An 18,985-nucleotide genomic window follows, 5' to 3' on the forward strand; every position below is an offset into this window, starting at 1 on the left:
GCGTTCGCCGTGTCCAGCGCCTGCTGGGCCGCTTGCCGGGCCTCGGGGGTGGTCGCCACGTCCAGCCGGTGCTGCGCGTCCTGCACCACGAAGGCCAGGTCGGTCAGCGGGCGGTAGGTGCTCCAGTACGCGTCGTGGTTGGCCTTCCAGGTCTTCCACCCCTTGGCCACGTCGTCCCACTGGCTGGACAGCGCCGCGGGGTGGTTCTGGTCGGTGATGAGCCCCAGATCCCGGGCCACGTCCTCGCGGATCCAGGCGAGCACATCGGTGTCCGTCTCACCGGCCTGGAGGCCCGGCGGGTCGTAGCCTTCCCAGGTCAGCCCGCGAGTGGCCACCTGGCCGAACGAGCTGTCCTTGAAGTGGCGGTGCACCCCGGCGACGGCCAGCCACTTCGTGGGTACGGAGAAGAGGAAGGCCCGCCCGGTGTCCGGCTTCATATTGATCTTGGCGGCGGTCGCCTCGTTGAACTTGTACTCCTCCGACGAGCCGACGCCCGGCGCGATGACCGGGGTGATCTGGTAGGTCGTGTTGTGCGAGTCGGCCCCGATGGCGTCACCGCCCAGCCCGCCGTTCTTGCCGTGGACCTGCCCCTCACCCACGTCGAAGCTCTCACCGGTGCCGGTGGCGAACTCCATCCGCACATCGGCCGTCGCGAGCAGTTTGGCCCCCGACAGGTCGAAGGCCGGGTGGAGTTGGAGTGAGCCCGTGGAGCCGCTGATGAGGGTGTCGTCGACCAGACCGAGCGGCTGGTAGCCGTTCTCGCCGAGTGCCGAACCGTCGATGAGCGAACCGGTCAGGGACAGCTCGTTGGTGCCGGCGGTCAGGGTGTCGCCGCCGCCCTTGCCGGGCGACAGCAGCTTGACGTTCGCGGCCTTGGCGCGGGCCTGGGCCAGCTGGTCACCGGTGAGTACCCCGTGGGTCTCCGGGCCCTTGCCCGCGTGACCGCCGTTGAGGTGCGGGGTCTGGGCCTTCGCCAGGGTGATGTGAGCCAGCGCCTCGACATTCTCCGAGCCGAGTACCCGTGTGAAGTGCACCCCGTTGCTGGGGACCAGCCCGGCGGGGCGGTTGTCGCCGGACACGTGCTGGGCGAGGTGCCGGCTGATCCTGTCAGGCGTCGCGTTGGCCGACTGCCACACGTCCACGGAGGCGGGCGGCGGTGTGTACACATCGCCCTCGGTCTCCCCGCCCGGCTTGAGCAGCGCCAGTGGCTCCTGGCTCCTCGCGCTGCCCGCGGGCCAGGTGTGTTCCAGTACGACATCGCCCTTGTTGTCCAGGACCGTGACCACGACGTCGTACGAGGTGGAGACGGTGGCGAGCGGGCCGGGGATGACCGTCACCTGTGCCACGGTGTCCGACTCCGAGCTGCTGTGGCCACCGCTCGTTCCCGTCGAGCCGCTGGAGTTGCCCAGCGGGCCGCCCGACGAACCGTTCGGCCCGGTGATGCGTTCGGTGATGTTCGCGGAAAGGCCGCGGGAACGGGTGACGCCCCGCGAATCGGTGGTGCTGGTGGTGACGGACTGACCGCTCTCCACATCGCCGAAGCCGAAGTCCTCGACGCTCCGCGCGCCGGGGACCTGCTTCACCGTCACCCGGTATTCCTTGCCCCCGAGCGGGAGACTCTCGGTGAAACCGCGCCAGGGCGCACGGCCCCGGTACTGCTGCGGAATACCGGACTCGACCATGGCCTGCCCGTGTCGTTCGGACAGCAGTGTCCTGATGGACTCCAGGCTGTTGCGGGTGAACCGCAGATTGCGCAGGCTCCGCATGAACTGCGCACGGTTCGCGTCCGGACCGCTCGGCGCCGACACCGGGACGACCCCGAGCGGACTCTCCTTGAACCACGAGGAGTGCGACCAGGCCCCGGCCCCTTCGGCGAGCCTGGGCACCTGCGCGATACCGGTGTTGAACAGGTTCAGCGCGTGGGCCGCCTGTTCGGAGACCAGTCCGCGCCAGCCATTCGCCTTGTCCACCAGCTGCCCGGTCCATGCGGGCAGCTTCGAGCGGAACGGGGTGAGGGCGCCGAGCTTGTCGGCGGACATCTCGACCCGGTACTCGGCGTTCGCAGCGACCGGCACCCACTGACCGTTCTCCGGGACGATGTTGACGGACCGGCTGTTGGTCCGGCCGCCGCCCGTCGAGGTCATGCTGGAGCGCGAGTACGGAGTGGCACCGAAGCCGTAACGCGTCGTGGTGGGCACGCTCGTGTGCTGCGCGGGGAAGTGCCCGGCGTTCAGGTCGAACGACAGCACCCAGCCCTTGCCGTCCCCTCCCGACACCGCCAGGTCCAGGCTGTTGTTCAGCTCCGGCTTGAGATCGACGGGGCCGCCCACGGCGGTCGGGTTCCCACGCCGTCCGACGAGGCGGATGTCGCCCGTCGCGCCGTACAGGAATCCGGGGGCGCGTACGTCGTTGAGCTGCTTGCCCGTCGGGGAGAACACCTGGTCGGAGTCAGCGGTCAGCGACATCGAGCCGAGGGCGTTCTTCATCCGCTGGTGCTGGCTGGTCCCCTCGGTCGTCAGCGACCACTCACCGCGGGTCGCACGGTTCGCGACCAGCGGCCCCGCCTCCTGGATGTGATGGTCCGTCGGCACGTACTGGGTGATCACCGGGATGTTCTTGAGCGTGTCCGCGCGCTGCCACGCCGACGGCGCCCACAGGTCCTCGGTCTCGTCCTGTGTCAGCTCCCTGGTGGTGGTCGCGTGTTCGACGGCGTACGGGTTGGCCGCGCCCTCCGCATGCGGGTCGACCTTCGGCATGTACTGCTCCGACAGATGGAGCATCACGCTGAAGTCCCCGAGCGTGGCCCCGGGGCCGCCCACGGTGACCGGCTCGTGGATCTTGCGCCCCGCTCGGCCGAGTGTGAGGGCCCGGTACGTCGCGTGCCACTGGTGCACACCCACCAGCTCGGCCGTGAACCGGCCGGTCGCCGAGAAGGAATGCACCCCGGCCGGGGAGGCCGTCACGTCCTCGCGGCCGGCGGTGAACACGGTGCCGTTGCTCCGGGTGTGCTGGCGGCTCGCCCCCGCCCTGGCCCCCAGCACGCCGATATGGTCCGGCGTGCCCTTACGGAACGTCTCGTTCGAGCGCAGTTCGACAGTGCCGCCCGCCTGGGCCCCGAAGGTGTGCGTGGTGCTGTGGGCGTTGCCCACGCGCTCACCGGCGTTGTTGTTCTGGCGGGTCATCCGGTCACGGTCGGTGCCCTGGTAGACCGGCCGGTCGAGCTCGGCCTTCAGGTTCAGCGAGAAGAGGTTTTCCTTGGTGAGGTTGCGGCCGAACAACTTGACGGACAGCCCGTCGTGGGCGAGTTCGTTGAGCGTCGTCGCCAGGTTCCGTTCGTCGAACTTGGCCATGATGATGCGGGTGTTGGCCTGCGCCCGGCTCCGTTCGCCGCTGATGGCCTGCAGGAACTTCGTCAGTTGGCCGCGTGGATCGGCGCTGTTCCCGTCCGGACGCGGGGCGACCAGCACCGAGTCGCCGTGCGTCCGGTTGATCCAGTCGAGTACCCGGTCGACGAGTACGTTCGGGGACGTCGGGTCCGTGGCGTGAGTGTTGTCGATGACGAGGTCGGTGGCCCTGGTGTGCGTCAGGTCGTAGTCGCCGTTGCGCCAGTGCGCGGGCAGCGGCGGCTCGCTCCCCTCGGGACGGGTATGCGTGTCGGGGTCCCAGCCCGCCCGCTCGCGCGCCTCGCGCACCGGCAGCCGTACGAGACTCCAGGTGTCGAGGGTGTGCGTCTCGCCCTCGAAGGTGACGGGGACCTGGAGCTCCTGGAGGTAGAGGGCCGTGTCGCTGCCCTTCACCCGCCCGGTGATCTTGCGGCCCACGTTGCCGCCCTGGAGCGAGACCTCGCTGGAGTCGTGGCTGTAGTGCAGGGTCAGCCCGAGCTGCATGAAGATGTGCGGCGCCTGATCGGTCGGGATGGCGAACCGCGAACCGCCGAAGAAGGCCACCACGTAACGCCGGTTGTCCTGGACCAGGACCTCGTTCTTCACGGTGATGGCATCCGTGATGCGCATCTCGGCGTCGCCCACGACCTCGATCAGATGGTGCTCGCCGGATATCGCCTTGCCCACCTGGAAGGTGCCTGCGGACTGGCCGTTGCGCCTGCGCACGTCGAGTGGTGCCAGCGGTCCGCGGGCGATCTCGTCGGACCTGCTGTGGAAGTGGTCCGAGCTGAAGTAGTCGCTGAGCTGCTTGTGCTTGTACCCGCCGGGCCTGGCGTCGAGCTTCTGGACCGCCCAGTCGAAGACCGACTTCACCGGCCCGAAGCCCTCGGTGCTCGGCGAGCCGGGGCGCGCGCCGGGCGGCGGGGTGAAGTTGTGCGGTACGCGCAGCTCCGACTCCTTGGGCACGGCGGAGTCCTTGGAGACCCGGGTCGTCATCCCGTTCTTGACGCCCGTTCCGAAGGCGTCGATCCGCTCGTCCGGGTGGAACTCGACCTTGTAGTAGACGTCCTGGTGGAAGGACTCGCTGCCGCCCGTCGTGCGCGTCTCACGCTGGAACGAACGCTGGTCGTGGCTGCCGATCACATGCTTCTGGTTGTGACTGGCGCTCCCGCGGAGGTCGAACAGCATCCGGGCGTCGGAGGGCAGCGCCCCGGCGGCGAGTCCCAGCTGGAGACCGGTGCCCCGGGACGTGCCGGTGTTCGTACCGGTCTGCTGCTGGAGCTGCTGGGAGGTGTCCAGCTTGTGCGGGTCGCGGGCGTCGGAATCCGGGTGGTGGGTCCACCTGTCGGCGTACGGGACGGCCGTGACGGTCATCACGGTCCGCTTCGCCTTGGTGAGACTCGTCCCGAGGAAGGGGACGCTGTGCTTGACGACGAACCGGCGGCCGTCGCCGAGGAACGAGCCCGGGTGCCGGGCCAGTTCGTCGTCGATCTCCTTGATCACGGATTCATCGGCCCGGTCGCCGGTGCGCTTGAGATTGAGCGCGGCGTTGAGTTTGTCGTGGAGCGTGCGACCGATGCTCCTGCCGCCCGGCTGAAGCAGCTTGGTGCTGCTGTGGCCTGCGGTGGAGCCGGTGGGGAGCGGACGCTCAGCGGGGCGGGGATGCGTGGCGTTCGGCTTGACGTACTGACTCACGTCATGCTGCCAGAGCGGAGGACGGGGGGAGCCCGCGGTGGTCTCTCCGGGCCTGTTCGCGGGGGTGGGGGGCGTCAGGGTGTCGTCGTGCTCGGGGCCGCCGGCCGGGCTTTCTTCGTTGTTCTGCTGATTGACCTGCTGATTGACCTGCTGATTGACCTGCTGATTGACCTGCTGATTGACCTGTTGGGTGTTCTGTTCGGTGATCTGGTTGTTGGCCTGGTCGTTGTTCTGCTGATCGGTGTGCTGGTTGTTCTGGAGCTGATCCGTGTCGAGTGCCGAGTTGTTCTGGTGCTCGGTGGAGACGGTGTTGGTGTGGGACAGCGGCCTCGGAGGGGGCGTCTCCGAGACCGTCTCGTCAACCGTCTCGTTGACATGGACCGTCTCGGTCACCGTCTCCGTGACGTTGTTCGCCGTCGACTCCGGGGCCGTGACCAATTCGTTGTTCGGCGTGAGCGACGAGTCGAAGTCGGTGGAAGTGGTCTGGGTCGAAGTCGGGCGCGGCAGGGGCTTCAGCTCGATACTGCTGCTTCCTTCGCCGTTGTTCGGCAGAAGGGGGGACTGGTTCGGACGGCGGGGCGGGGGCGCCGCATTGGGGAGGTGGGGCGATGACGAGGGTGTGGACGACAGGTTCGGCGAGGTGGTCGATGCCGTGTTGGCGTGGGGCACGGAAGGGGCCGGTGCTGCCTGCGAGACGGGAGCGATCGGCGTCACCGGGGCCTCGGACTCGTTCCGGGAGTCCGAAGTGTTCGTGTGCTGAACGTCGTTCGAGTGGTTGACCGTGTGGACCGTCGTGTTCGAGGAGCTCGTCGGCACAGGTGTCACCGGCGTCACCGAGTCATGGGACGTGTCGTCGGTGGTGTTGCTGTACAGCGAGTCGGTGTCGCTGTGGCTGTACAGCGACTCCGTGTCGCTCACATCGAGATGGTCGAGGTGATCGTCCAGCTGCCCGTCCAGGTTCTTGTCCAGGCCCTTGGGCGGGTCCAGGTCGAAGTTCTTGTCCAGGCCCTTGTCGAACCCGCCGTCGAGTCCCGATGTGTCGAAGTGGTGGGACATGGCATGCACGACGGGGTGGACGAGATAGACGTGCCCGCCGTGACTCAGTCCGCCGGTCAGCATGCCCGCGACGAAGGTGTCCCACGACGTGGAGAAGCCGTCCTGGTAGATCAGGTTGTAGAAACCCTCACCGAGGTTCTGGCCTATGGACTCGACGAGCAGCCCACTGCCGACCATGCCCAGCCGGAAGCGCTTGTTGCCCTGGAAACCCATGTGCATCAGGGTCTGGGGCATGTCGTGGGCGAGCACCTTCAGCGCGTTCTTGTCGAGCGTGCTGCCCAGTTCCCTGGTGAGTTCCTTGCTGAGTGCTTCCGCCGCCCCCTTGGCCGGGCCCGACCAGTGCTCCGTGACGGTCTTGGCCCAGGTCTTGCCGATCTGACGGGACTCCTCCTTCGTCAGCCCGTTGATGGGGGATTTGGCGAACTCCTTGCCCATGTTCTTGATGAAGTTCTCGGTCGTGGCCTTGGCGCCCTCCTTCCCACCGAGCTTGGTGAAGCCCTTGGTGAGGCTGAGGTCGTGGTCGCTCAGCAGCTTGGCCACGTTCTTGGCCAGGTCACTGGCTCCGCCCTTGCCCCCGACCTTCTCCAGGGTCTTGAAGAGCGTCGTCAGCTCCGTGGTGAGGAGCTTCGACAGACCCTTGCCGAGCTTGTTGCCCAGCCACTTGCCGATCCCCGGGGCGAGCAGGCTGAGCGGCCCGGTGACCAGGCCCTGGATCGCGCCGAACTTGACCGCGTCCAGCAGTAGTTTGTTGTCGAACTTGTCCCGGTTGCCCTGGCCGATCTGGACCAGCTGGATGATGCGGTCCATCGCGATGCCCATGCCGACCCCGAGGGCGACGTGCTGGGCGATCCTCTTGAGCAGCTCCTTGATCAGCATCTTGAGGAACACCCGGGTGAAGAGCGTGCGCCAGCTCAGCCCCTCCAGCAGTGCTTCACCGAAGCCGGGCACCCACGAGAACGCCATGGCGTACATGAACTCGGCCAGCAGCTCGATGAGCTGGGCGAGCATCATCCATTTCGTGTACTCGGCCTGGTTCGCGGTGTCCCGGGCGGTCTTCGCCATTTGCTGGGACTGCTCCGCCGCCGCATCGAGGAACGAGTTGTCGCCGCCCGCGATGACCTGTCCCAGATTGAGGAACGCGGTGGCCGCGTCGCCCTCGAAGTTCTGCCGGATGCTCTGGAGCAGCTGTACGAGCTGGTCGTCGAGCTGCTTGTAGTCGTTGCCCACGGAGTCGTAGAGATCCGCTGCGTTGCGGAGCTCGTCCTCGTTGGCCTGTGGCCACTTCATGCCCGTGAGGGCATGCATGATCCACTCGATCGCGGGGGAGGGCGTCAGCATCCGTGGGTTCTCATCACTTGGAGTCGTTCGACCAACTGGTCGCGAGTGACTTGGCTTCGTCCTCTACCCGGTCGAACAGGGCCATCACGTCGGATCCCGAGTACCCGACCTGCTCGACCAGGGTCTTGAGCAGGGTCAGCAGGTCATGCAGGTGTTTCATACCGGGGTCGATGGTCTCGTGGTACTGCTTGGCGATCTCGTCGTCCTTGCCGCCGCCATCGATATTGATCTTGTCGATCTGGGCCAGGTAGTCGCCGATCTGCTTGATCAGCTGCCCGATCTGCGGGTACTGGGCGAACTGCTGCTTGAGCTGGTCGATGGTGGTGATCTTCTCAGCCACCCGAGGTACCGCCCTTCCCCTTGCCCGTGCCGTTCCGCCCGGCGCCCGGTGTGCCGCCCGGCCCCTCGGGGCCCGGCCACATCTCCCGCAACGGACCCATCAGGTCGTCGAATTCGCTGCCGCCCGTCATCGACTTGCGCATGGCGGCGCCCGCCCCCTGGAACGGCGACATGGTCTCGCGGACCTTCTGCCCGGCCTGCTCCCTGGCCTTGCCGATGACCTCGACCAACGCCGCGCCCAACTCGGCAGGCGCCATGTCGCGGTACGCGTCCGTATGGAACTTGATCTCCCGCACGTCGCCCTGGGCGCCCGCGACGACCGTCAGCAACCGGTCCTTCGACTGCACGGTGACCGTGTACTTGGCCAGCTCCCGCTGGGTCGCGAGGAGGGAATCGCGGTGCTCGGCGAGCTTTCCCATCATCTCGTCGAGCTGTTCCTGGAATCCGTTACCCATCAGCCGATCACTCCCGGTGCTGCTGCCTGGGAGGTGCCCCAGGTCTCTTCGTCCTCTGCCAGCCAGGTGCGGCGCTCACGGTCCCGCTCGCCGCCGCCCCCGCCGCCGCCTCCGCCACCCATGGGAGGCATCATCGGCTGGCCGTTGGACGACGTGCGGTTCATCGCGGAGGACTGCCTGACCGCGGACTCCTCCGCGGCCAGATTGGGCTCGTCGGCCGAGGTGCGGGTCCGGACGCGGTCCGAGACCGAGGTCTTGGGGTCGCCGATGCTCCGGCTGTTGGGGAGCCGCTCGTTGCCCCGGGGCGGCAGCTCCTCCAGGTTCAGTTTGTTCTTGCCGCCGCCTCCGGTCTTGTTCCCGTACCCGTTGCCGCTGGTCTCGGTACGGGCGTCACCGCGAATCTGGGAGAGGGCCTTCTGGTAGGCCTTCTCCTGCTCGACCTCCTGGGCCTCCTGCGCCTTCCGCTGCTTGAGCTGCTTCTCCTGCAGATCCTGCTGGTCCTTCAGCTGCTGCTGCTGGTTGACCTTCTGCTGCTTGATCTGCTTCTCCGCCAGCTCCTGCTGCTCCTTCAGCTGCTGCTGGCCGGTCTTGCTGTTGCTATTGCTGTTGCCGGTCGTCGTACCGGGGCCGATGTGGGAGTTCGGCGGAGCCATGAGGGGCTTCTTGTCGGCGCCCAACAGCAGTTTGCCGTCGGGCCCGGTGATCGTGCCGTCCTTGTTGATGTGGGACCCGGGCGGGATCTGGGTTTCGTTGCCCTTCGAGTCCTTGATCGACTGGTTGTTCTTGTCGAGCAGCGTGTTGCCGGCGCCGTTACCCTCGTTGGTCTGCGGGGGGCCGGTCGTCTTCGACTGCGGCGGCGGGGGCGGGACGTTGGATTCGGTCTTCGGCGGCCCGGTGATGCCCGAACCCGGCGGCTTGTCACCGGTGTTGGTGTCGTCCCCGGGGGGCTTCTTGTCGCCGGTGTCGGTGTCGTCGCCGGGCGGATTTTTGTCACCGGTGTCGGTGTCGTCGCCGGGGGGTTTTTTGTCGCCGGAGTTGGTGTCGTCGCCCGGCGGCTTCGGTGCGTTGAGATCGCGGTACGGCGGCTTGGTGAGGGCGGCCGCCGGGATCACGTCGATTGCGGCCTGGTAGGCGGTTTGCACGTAGCCCATCTGGGGCTTGGCGACGATGTCCAGCACATCCGCCACCCCCTTCAACCAGGCGTCCTTCGACTGCTGCTCCAGCGTGGACCAGAATTCCGGCTTGACTGGATTTCCGAGTCCTGGGACGTCGAGAGTGACGGAACCCCTGTCCGCGCTGAACGTGAGTGTCGCGCCGGCCATGGCGTTGAAGAAAATGTCGTGGACATGGGTGGCGGGCCAGCCGCCCGGGGCGTTGCGGAAGGTGTCGGCCGCGTTGACCAACGCGGCCATCGCATCGTGGAGCTTGACACGCGCACTGTCCATGAGAGTCGGGATGTCCCCGCGGTTCACCACCTCCTGGTGGAGGTACGCCACCTGCTGCTGCACGGCCACGAGGACCCGCTTGAAGGCCCCGGCCGCCGTGCCCTGCATCTCGGAGTCCGGCACGTTGATGTCCTTGACCCACGCCTTGATGTCGTTCTCCAGGAAATCCATGTGATTGAGAACGTTGCGCAGCATCATCGCCCCGTCGTCGAAACTGCCGACGCTGATCGAGGAGTTGCCGATCAGGGTGTTCAACGGCGGCCCGATGATGGCCCAGGGTTCGTGGATGAACTTGGACAGCGCGGTGTCCGAGCCGTTATCTCCGACCTCGGGCGTCAGGCTGAACCCGATCTGGTACGTGTACCTGCTGCCGCCACTGGCCGCCCAGCCCTGCGACCAGCCGTAGTCATAACCTGAGGGAGGGCCGGCGTCGCCGTTGGTATCCGAGACTGCCACGTGATCGGTCTTGAACCACGGATCCTTGGTCACATCCGTGCGGTTGGTCACCTTGGCCAGATCGCCGTCTTTGGGGGCGACGAACGCGAGTGCGTCCTCCCACTTCCGGTCGGGGAATGAGTCCTCCGGCTTCGAGGGGGTGGCCATGGCGGGTTCCTTACGGGTGTGAAGCAGACAGTTGCGCAGTGCGGAGGCTGAGCGGTGGAGGCGCAGGACGGTCCGGCACCGCCCGACGCTGGCGTCGGACGGTGCCGGTGCCGCGTACCGGAGTTACGGGCTGGGAGGAGCGGTGGGAGCGCCGCCGAACTCCTTGAGGGCGTTCGCCAGCTCCATGTCCATCTCCGCCGCCGTCAGGGCGGCGTCGTCCTCGCTGTTCTGGAGAATGGTGTCGACGGTCGCCATGTCGATCGACAGGGTGGTGAAACCGTCCCCGATGACGTCCAGCTGCGTCTTGAGGCTTGAGCAGAGCTGAGTGAACACCTTGTGCAGAGTCGCGTCGGCGCCCAGGGTGCCCGAGCCCGCGAGGAGTCCCTTGTGGACGCCCGACTCGGTTGCGTATTCGCCCAGCGTCGCGTAGTCGGGGCCCGACTGGAGCCAGCCCTGGAGCCCGAGGACCCTGGTACGGGCCTCACCCTTGAGCCAGCCCTCGGTCACCTTGAAGGTGCCGGTGTCCCCGTCGTCGCCGTCGTCCTTGGCCATGGTCAGAACATCCCTGAGCCGCGCTTGTCACCCGCGACCTGCCCGTCGACCATTTCCTTCAGGGCCTGCTGGCCGGTGCCGAACTGGGCGTTCATCGTCTGGATGGCGGTGTTGGCCTGGTTCTGGAAGTCCTCGTACACCGCCGCGGTCTGACCGGAGAAGGACGCCTTGAGCGGGCCGAGCTGACTGAGCAGTTCCTGGAGCGCGTTCACCATGTCCGTGTTGGCCTTGACCATGTCGTCGATGGCCGCGTTGGCACGCTGGACTTCGAGTGTGACGTCCGCCATGTCCGGTCGTCCTTTCGGGAGATGTGGGAGAGGGAGGGGAAGGGGCCGTGCTGGTGGGCGAGTTGGCCGTGGATCAGCCGGAGAGGGCCTGGTAGTAGCCGCTGCCGCCGCCGTCCCAGGCGCTCGCGTACTGGGAGGCGTCCATCTCACTGGTGTTGTGGATGGAGTCGGCCGCCGTCAGCGAGGAGTGCAGAGCGTCGACCTTGCCCTTGATGTCGTTGTACGACTGCATCCACTGCTGGAGCTTGCTGCTGAAGATGCTGGAGGAGTCGGCGACGTACGCCATCCGTACGTCGTCGTGGATCGCCGATACCGTGGCACCCGCGCGGGCCATGGTGGCCACGTGGTTCTCCAGGGCCGTACGGGCCTTGTCGACGTCTACTTGCTGCCGGTTGAACAGTCCAGGCGCGTTATCGCTCATGGTCGGCCCCATTCACATCAGGTCACATCAGGATTCGGACATGTGTCGTCACGATACTCATGAGAAGCGCTCAACTGACCCTGCTGGATCAACATTTGATCTTCGCTTGAGCTTTGACGTCAATTGTTGCTGCATCGTTCATTGGATTGATTCGGGGTGCCTGCAACTCTTTCCTTACCGGTACCTTCCGCAGTGGGCTGGCCGGCCCCTACTATTCCGCCCCGCGCCAGCGCCTGCGGGTCGAGACTCGGTCCGGTCGGCAGCAGGTCCAGCAGCGGCGCGGGCAGCTGTACCGACTCGCTCACCGGGTAGCCGAGCTGCTTGAGCGCATCGTCGCCGGGCACCGGGTACGCGGCGCCCGCATCAGTGACCAGATAACGGGTGGAACCGGTGCCCGCCGTGGAGTGGGCCGTCACCAGGGCGCCCGAGCCCGGTCGCACCCAGACCCGGTCCGCGGCCAGGCACCCGGCTCGTACACCCGGTTCGGCGTCCGGCGCCCCGCCCGGCACCTGTGTGGCGTCGACCAGTGCCACCGTCGTGGTGTGCCCGGAGCCGCTGGGAGCGACCCGGGCGCACACGTCCTGACCTGCGGTGGCCGACACCGGATGCGGTGCGGTCGCGGGCAGGTCGGCGGCGAGCGCCGCACCTGCCGACGCCGGGACCTGATGGGCGGCCAGGTCGGCCGGGCCCACCGCGCGTTCGCGCACTGCGGCGCCGCCGTACGCCTGCGCCTGGGTGCGCGGGTCGCCGAGCAGCAGCCGGTGCAGGGTGTCCGTCAGCGGTACGAGCCCGTCCTTGCGCAGCAGATAGTGCTGGCCGCCGTCGCCGGTGAACAGCTGGCCGGTCCGGCTCGCCGCACCCGCCAGCCGCGGACCCGCCCCGCCACGGCCCGGCACCTCGGGGGCCGCCAGGTCGGGCCCGGCCACCAGCGAGGCGAGGAAGGCGTCGCCGACCGGGTACGGGGCGGTGGTCCCCGCCCAGCCGAGCGCCGCAGCCGCACCGTGCTTGGTGTCGACCGCGAACCGCCTTCCCTGCCAGAGGAGTTGGACCCCTCCATGGGGTGACGACACCAGTACGCCGTCCTTGGCGCCCAGTCCGTTGCCGCCCGGTTCGGCACCGATCACCGCGGAGGTGACCGTGCTGGTGCCGCCGGTTCCGGTGTCCTTGCGGCCCGCACAGACCGACCAGGTGCCCCGGTCGAGCGAGCCCTTCGGCAGCCCGTCGGGCGCACCCACGATGCCGAGCGGCGTCCCGCGCGGAGTGTCCCCGAGGGAGGCCGCTGCGACCTGCTGGACGGACAGCTTGTCCCCGGCCAGCAGCCGCGCCGACGCCTCGTTCAGTACGGGGTGCAGCGTGCCGCCGACGTAGACGTACCGGGCCCCCGAGTCCTTGACCACCACCAGTGCGCCGTCGGTGCGCCAGGACGTCGCGCCGCCGGGCGAGATCAGGCCGTACAACGTCGTGACCAGCGCGGCGAGACAGGCGGCCAGCAGGCCCCAGATGATCCCGCGCCAGGTCCGGGCGGTCGGGGTGTCGGGTGCGTCCGGTTCGGCGCGCTGCATACCGGAGGAGAGCCGGCCCATGACGAACAAATGGGCCTGGACCTGGTCACGCCTGGACTGCATGGGTGTTCCTCACTGCTCTGCTTCCTCAGTGTGCTGATCGTGAGCGGGGCCGTCAGCCCCAGATGCCGCGCAGCGTGCCGAACACCCCGGCCAGCAGCAGTGCGAGCGGCAGAAGCACGAGCGCCGTCAGGCTGTGCAGCATGTCGGCCGCGCGCCCCCAGTACGGCACCAGCCTGCGGCCGGGCACGGTCCAGGCGGCGATCACCGTGACCGCCGCTGCGGCCGTCAGGATGCCGGTGACCTCCAGCCGCCCCGGCAGGCCGGTACCGACCGCGTCCGTGCAGGCCGCGAGTACCAGGGCGTACGCCCCGGGCACCGCCATGACCAGACGCTGCCAGGCACCGCCGACGGTCCGGGTGTGCAGCAGCAGCAGCAGGCCGAGCGTCACCGCGAGGACCGGCGCCGGCCAGCCGTCGGATTCGGGCCCGGTGAGCAGCGCCGTCACACAGCCCGCGAGGATCAGCCCCAGCGCGGCGGAGCAGCCGGTGGCGTAGGCGTCGGCGGACCGGGCACGCACCCGGACCCGCTCGGCCTCGAAGGGCTCGATGCCCTCCTGGAGTTCGTCGGCGCTGGACGGCAGTGGTGGCAGCCGCAGCCCGGCCAGGCGGAAGGCCAGACCCGGTACGAAGCTTCCGGTGGCGACCGCGCCCACCGCGAGATAGCCGGCGGTGTGCGACAGCGGCACACCGCCCGCGCAGACGATGCCGCCGACCGCAGCGAACAGGGCGACGGTGAAGGCCCCCAGGAACAGCGGGGCGAACGCGCCGACCGCGGCCAGCGCGAGGACCGCGGCGCCCGCCGCGGCAGCGCCGCCTGCCAGCAGCCGCGGCCCGAACACGGACTCGCCGTGCCCGGCGGTCGGCAACAGCGCCCCGGCCAGCGCCAGATGGGGCACGGCCATCAGCCCGAGAGCAGCGCCCGCCCCCGCGTCCCCGACAGCGCGCGACGCGGCCGTGGCCCCGGCGAGCAGCAGTACGGCGAGTACGGCGGCAGCGGCGGCCCGCCAGCCGGTGGGGCCGGGCAGCGCGACGGTGAACAGAGCCGCCGTCAGACCGGCCACGGCAAGACCGATCAGCAGCCGTCTGGTCAGCGCGGGACGCCAGGTGTCGGGCCGGGCCCGCAGCGTCTCGCCGATTCCGTCGACCAGATCATCGAAGTCGACTTCGGGAAGCGTCTCGTGACGGGCCCGCAGGTACAGCGTCTCGCCGTCGCGCAACTCCAGCGACTGCGGGGTCCCTTCCTCGTCCAGGGGGGCGGCGCCCAGCCGCTGGAGGGTCCAGCCGCCATGGGCGGCGCCCTGCTCGTGCGGCTCCCCGCCGGCGTACTCGACGAGGACGGGGATGAGGTCGGCCAGCGGTACGTCGACCGGTACGCCCAACTCATAGGAATTTTCAGGCGCTCTTACGGCTATTCGGCACAATCCGACGGTGGTGTCGCTCACGGCGTTTCGATTCTCTCCCGTCCGGGGGTGCGGGTCGACCCGGGAACGGGGCGAACACTATCGTGAGTTCGAACCGATCATCGGATCAACTACCTGGCCGTCAATGGTGGGTGGTTGATGAAATTCTCCTGCGGCACAACGGACAACTGTTTCTTATCCGTCCGTTAACCCACAGGTAATTCAACTCTGTCTCCTTGGACCAGGAAGGCCCTGCCCTCTTGAGCACCGTCACGTTCAGGCGCCCCCCGCGCCGGCCGGGCCCGCAGCTGCCGCAGGGCGAGCTGACCCTCCAGGAACCACCCGCACTGCCCGAGTCCCAGAGCGCCATGAGCGGCGTCATCACCTATCTGCCCATGGCGCTGAGCTCGCTCGGCATGGTACTGATCTTCATCAGGCCCGGCGAGAGCAGCGGCATCCTGATGTGGGTCGCCATCGGGATGATGCTGCTGTCCGCGGTCGGCATGCTCATCAGCCAGTTCATCCGCGCGGCCGGAGACCGCAAACGGCGGCTGCGCGGCGAACGGCGCGACTACCTGCGCTACCTGGCCACCAGCCGCCGCCGTATCCGCAAGGCCATCGACGAGCAGCGGCGCGCCGATGCCTGGCACCACCCCGAGCCCGGTTCGCTCGTCTCGCTGGTGCGCGGCGGGCGGCTCTGGGAACGCCGCACCACTCATGAGGACTTCGCCGAGATCCGGGTCGCCACCGGCACCCGTCAGCTCGCGCTCACCCTCAACCCGCTCTCCACCAAGCCCGTCGAAGACCTCGAACCGCTCTGCGCACACGCGCTGCGCCGCTTCATCCGGGCGTACTCGACGGTGCCGGGGCAGCCGATCGCCGTCCGGATGCGCTCCTTCGCCCGGGTGATCCTGCTGTCCGGCAGCAAGGCCGGGGAGGAGACCGGACCCCATGGCGCGGACGCCGCCGCGACGGCCGCGCGCAATCTGGAGACCGCCCGCGGCGCCGCCCGCGCCATGGTCGGACAGCTCGCCGTGCTGCACGCACCGGAGGATCTCGCCGTCGTGGTCGTCGCCGACGGCGGCGCGATCCCGGACTGGGAGTGGGTGAAGTGGCTGCCGCACGCCCAGCACCCGTCCGACACCGACGGCGCGGGCACCTCCCGCCTCGTCGCCGAGGCCGTCTCCGAGCTGGAGCCGCTGCTGGGCGAGGAGTTCGGCGGGCGCCCGGCGTTCGAGCCGGGCGCCGAACCGAGCCGCGACGAGCCGTACACCGTCATCGTCCTGGACACCGCCGCCGTCCCCGCCGGCGCGCGGATAGCCGGGCCCGGCTACCGCAACGCCCTGGTCCTCGACGTACGCGGGGCCCTCGACGGGGCCTCCGCGCGCGGCACACTACGCTTCCGCGTCACCCCCGACGAACTCTCGATGGTCACCACCGACCCGGACGGCAAGACCGCTGAGACGCCCGTGGGCCGCCCCGAGACCCTCGGCCCGCGTGCCGCGCGCGCACTGGCCGCGGCCGTGGCCCCGTACCGGCTGGGCGCCACCGCCCGCTCCGAGCAGCCGCTCCAGGAGGACATGGAGCTGACCGGTCTGCTCGGCATCCACGATCTGCACTCCGCCGACCTCACCCGGCTGCACGAACGGCGTGCGTCCGGCGACCGGCTGCGCGTCCCCGTCGGTCTCGCCGCCGACGGCAGCCAAGTGGTCCTGGACATCAAGGAGTCGGCGCAGGGCGGCATGGGCCCGCACGGGATGCTCATCGGCGCCACCGGATCGGGCAAGTCGGAGCTGCTGCGCACCCTGGTGCTCGGCCTCGCGCTCACCCACTCGTCCGAGACGCTCAACTTCGTACTCGTCGACTTCAAGGGCGGCGCGACCTTCCTCGGTCTCGACCGGCTGCCGCACACCTCCGCCGTCATCACCAACCTCGCCGACGAGGTAGCACTCGTGGACCGTATGCGGGACGCCCTGCACGGTGAACTGATGCGCCGCCAGGAACTCCTGCGCAGGGCGGGCAACTACGCCTCGCTCCTTGAGTACGAGAAGGCCCGCGAAGGCGGCGCCGATCTCGCGCCGCTGCCCACGCTCTTCGTCGTCGTCGACGAGTTCAGTGAACTCCTCGCCGCCCACCGGGACTTCCTCGACCTGTTCGTCATGATCGGACGGCTCGGCCGTAGCCTCGGGGTGCATCTGCTGCTGGCATCGCAGCGCCTGGACGAGGGCCGCATCCACCAGCTGGAGTCCCATCTCTCCTACCGGGTGGGGCTGCGGACCTTCTCCGCGATGGAGAGCCGCGGCGTGCTCGGCGTCCCGGACGCCTACGAGCTGCCGCCGCAGCCGGGCAGCGGCCTGCTGAAGAACGACGTCGGCACGCTCACCCGGTTCAAGGCCGCCTTCGTCTCCGGGCCCTACCGGGTCGTCCGCCCCGCGGTACGCCAGGCGGTCGTCGCCGGACAGGTCGTGCCGTTCCAGGCCGGCTGGGTTCCGCCGAGGCAACTGCCGAAGAGTGAAGTCGAGCCGGAAGGCGCGCCCGCCGAGACGGCTCCGGCCGACGAGGCCACCGCCAGTCTGCTCACCATCGCCGTCGAGCGCCTGGAGGACTCGGGCCCGCACGCCCACCAGGTGTGGCTGCCCCCGCTCGCCGAACCGCCCACGCTCGATCTGCTGCTGCCCCCGCCCGGATCGCCCGAAGCGCGCCGCCCGCTCACCGTGCCGGTCGGCATCGTGGACCGGCCGTTCGACCAGCGGCGCGACGAGCTGACCGCGGATCTCTCCGGTGCGGGCGGGCACGTCGGCATCGCGGGTGGCCCGCAGAGCGGCAAGAGCACCCTCGTCCGTACGCTCATCACCGCCGTCGCCCGCACCCACACCCCGCGCGAGGTGCAGTTCTACTGCCTCGACCTGGGAGGCGGCGGGCTCTCCGCGCTCTCCGGACTCCCGCACGTCGGCGGTGTCACCGGCCGTCTCGACCCGGAGCGGCTGCTCCGCACCGTCGCCGAGATCACCGCGCTGATCGCTCGCCGTGAGCGGCAGTTCGCCGATCACGGCCTGGCCTCCATGGCCGACTTCCGGCGCAAGCGTGCGGCCGGTGAGTTCGCCGACGACGCCTACGGTGACGTCTTCCTCGTCGTCGACGGCTGGAGCACGATCCGCCAGGACTTCATGGACCTGGTGCCGACCTTCACCCTCATCGCGTCCCGCGGGCTCAACTTCGGCGTCCACCTGATCATCGCCGCCACCCGCTGGGGCGAGATCGGCAGCGCCCTGCGCGACCAGCTCGGCACCCGCTTCGAACTGCGGCTCGGTGACCCGGTCGACTCCGCGATCAACATGCGGGCCGCCGCGACCGTGCCGAAGATCCCCGGCCGGGGGCTCACCGACGAGCGGCTGCACTTCCTGGCCGCGCTGCCCCGTATCGACGGAGAACCCTCGGTCGACACCCTCTCGGACGGCGTGGACGCCCTGGTCCGCGAGACGGCCGCCGCTTGGGACGGGCCCAAGGCACCGCCCGTACGGATGCTGCCGCTCACCCTGCCCGCGTCCGAACTGCCCGAACCGGACGGTGACCTGCGCGTCCCGATCGGCCTCCGGGACGTCCAACTGGACACCTTCCGCCACGACTTCGAGGAGAACCCGCACCTGGTCGTGGTCGGCGACGCCGAGTCCGGCAAGACCAACCTGCTCGCCATGGTCTGCGAAGCCGTCACCCGGCGGTACGGCCCCGGCGAGGCCCGGGTCATGGTCACCGACTACCGCCGCCGCCTGGCCGGAGCCGTACCGGAGCCCTACCGCCTCGGGTACGCCGTCGGCCCGGCCCAGCTCCAGGAGATGGTCAGCGGCTCCGCCCGCGCCATGGCCGACCGGGTGCCGGGCCCGGACATCGCACCGGAGCGGCTGGCGAAGCGCGACTGGTGGAAGGGCCCGCGGCTGTTCGTCGTCATCGACGACTACGAGCTGATCGGCAGCGGTGGACCCGACCCGTTCGCCCCGCTGCTGCCGTATCTGGCGCAGGGCACCGAGGTCGGGCTGCACGTCATCGTGGCCCGCAGCGCCAACGGCGCGTCCCGCTCGATGATGACCGACCAGCTGCTGCGCCGCCTCGTCGAGGCCAACACGCCGGTGCTCCAGCTGTCCTGCCCGCCCACCGAGGGGCAGATCATCACCGGCACCAAGCCGAGGCTGCTCCCGCCCGGCCGGGGTCTGTACATCACGCGCCGCAGCACGGTGCAGGTACAGACGGCGCTGCGCGACGAGCGGGCGGAGCGGGAAGCGGGGGAGTAGGCGGAGCGGGATGCCGAGGTGGGGGCTGACTCCGGAGTCCGCGGGCCGCGATCCGAACGGCCCTGCGGGTCTACCGGCAGGCGCGGCGCCGCGCCCCTAAC

10 protein-coding genes (1 of these 10 cut by a window edge) are annotated in these 18,985 nt (G+C 69.2%); 1 reads left to right on the plus strand and 9 read right to left on the minus strand.

The window, feature by feature from the left end; genetic code table 11:
• From OHB13_RS23980 to eccD, 9 genes are all read right to left on the minus strand, one after another.
• On the minus strand, nucleotides 1-7,472 hold the 5' portion of the coding sequence (locus tag OHB13_RS23980) for an EndoU domain-containing protein (protein ID WP_328378450.1). Its footprint begins 19,651 nt before the window's first position; 7,472 of the gene's 27,123 nt are visible here — the first part of the coding sequence; it begins with the start codon at nucleotides 7,470-7,472; the stop codon falls past the left edge of the window.
• A 13-nt stretch (nucleotides 7,473-7,485) separates the two neighbouring features.
• Nucleotides 7,486-7,812 (minus strand): hypothetical protein, encoded by a 327-nt coding sequence (locus OHB13_RS23985; RefSeq protein ID WP_328378451.1) that lies wholly within the window; start codon nucleotides 7,810-7,812, stop codon nucleotides 7,486-7,488.
• The gene (locus OHB13_RS23990) at nucleotides 7,805-8,266 is read right to left on the minus strand and encodes a YbaB/EbfC family nucleoid-associated protein (protein WP_328378452.1); all 462 of its coding nucleotides are present in this window, start codon (nucleotides 8,264-8,266) and stop codon (nucleotides 7,805-7,807) included. The genes OHB13_RS23985 and OHB13_RS23990 overlap by 8 nt, the downstream gene beginning before the upstream one ends.
• Entirely contained in the window at nucleotides 8,266-10,314 is a 2,049-nt protein-coding gene (locus OHB13_RS23995; protein ID WP_328378453.1) for a hypothetical protein, read from the minus strand. Before OHB13_RS23995 ends, OHB13_RS23990 begins: the two co-directional genes overlap by 1 nt.
• A 123-nt stretch (nucleotides 10,315-10,437) precedes the next feature.
• Complete coding sequence (locus OHB13_RS24000) at nucleotides 10,438-10,866, minus strand: hypothetical protein (RefSeq protein WP_266853683.1); 429 nt, start codon at nucleotides 10,864-10,866, stop codon at nucleotides 10,438-10,440.
• 2 nt (nucleotides 10,867-10,868) lie between these two features.
• The gene (locus OHB13_RS24005) at nucleotides 10,869-11,153 is read right to left on the minus strand and encodes a WXG100 family type VII secretion target (protein ID WP_266853682.1); all 285 of its coding nucleotides are present in this window, start codon (nucleotides 11,151-11,153) and stop codon (nucleotides 10,869-10,871) included.
• A gap of 73 nt (nucleotides 11,154-11,226) precedes the next feature.
• Nucleotides 11,227-11,574, minus strand: coding sequence for a hypothetical protein (locus OHB13_RS24010; protein ID WP_266853680.1), 348 nt, complete (start codon nucleotides 11,572-11,574; stop codon nucleotides 11,227-11,229).
• A 119-nt stretch (nucleotides 11,575-11,693) separates the two neighbouring features.
• A complete protein-coding gene (eccB, locus tag OHB13_RS24015; protein WP_328378454.1) occupies nucleotides 11,694-13,199 on the minus strand; it encodes a type VII secretion protein EccB in 1,506 nt (501 codons plus the stop codon).
• A gap of 52 nt (nucleotides 13,200-13,251) precedes the next feature.
• Nucleotides 13,252-14,640 carry a type VII secretion integral membrane protein EccD gene (gene eccD / locus OHB13_RS24020; RefSeq protein ID WP_328378455.1) on the minus strand — a complete coding sequence of 463 codons (1,389 nt, stop codon included), beginning with the start codon at nucleotides 14,638-14,640 and terminating at the stop codon, nucleotides 13,252-13,254.
• Between the two features lie 218 nt (nucleotides 14,641-14,858).
• Between eccD and eccCa the strand changes: the two genes are divergently transcribed.
• Complete coding sequence (gene eccCa, locus OHB13_RS24025; RefSeq protein WP_328378456.1) at nucleotides 14,859-18,884, plus strand: type VII secretion protein EccCa; 4,026 nt, start codon at nucleotides 14,859-14,861, stop codon at nucleotides 18,882-18,884.
• The last annotated feature ends 101 nt before the right edge of the window (nucleotides 18,885-18,985 follow it).

The organism is Streptomyces sp. NBC_00440 (assembly GCF_036014215.1).
GTDB lineage: Bacteria > Actinomycetota > Actinomycetes > Streptomycetales > Streptomycetaceae > Streptomyces.

What these genes read in the sequence shown, in the direction of transcription:
- OHB13_RS24000 (WP_266853683.1), bottom strand. Translation starts at nt 10,866, where the DNA reads ATGGCCAAGGACGACGGCGACGACGGGGACACCGGCACCTTCAAGGTG.
- OHB13_RS24005 (WP_266853682.1), bottom strand. Translation starts at nt 11,153, where the DNA reads ATGGCGGACGTCACACTCGAAGTCCAGCGTGCCAACGCGGCCATCGAC.
- OHB13_RS23990 (WP_328378452.1), bottom strand. Translation starts at nt 8,266, where the DNA reads ATGGGTAACGGATTCCAGGAACAGCTCGACGAGATGATGGGAAAGCTC.
- OHB13_RS24010 (WP_266853680.1), bottom strand. Translation starts at nt 11,574, where the DNA reads ATGAGCGATAACGCGCCTGGACTGTTCAACCGGCAGCAAGTAGACGTC.
- OHB13_RS23995 (WP_328378453.1), bottom strand. Translation starts at nt 10,314, where the DNA reads ATGGCCACCCCCTCGAAGCCGGAGGACTCATTCCCCGACCGGAAGTGG.
- eccB (WP_328378454.1), bottom strand. Translation starts at nt 13,199, where the DNA reads ATGCAGTCCAGGCGTGACCAGGTCCAGGCCCATTTGTTCGTCATGGGC.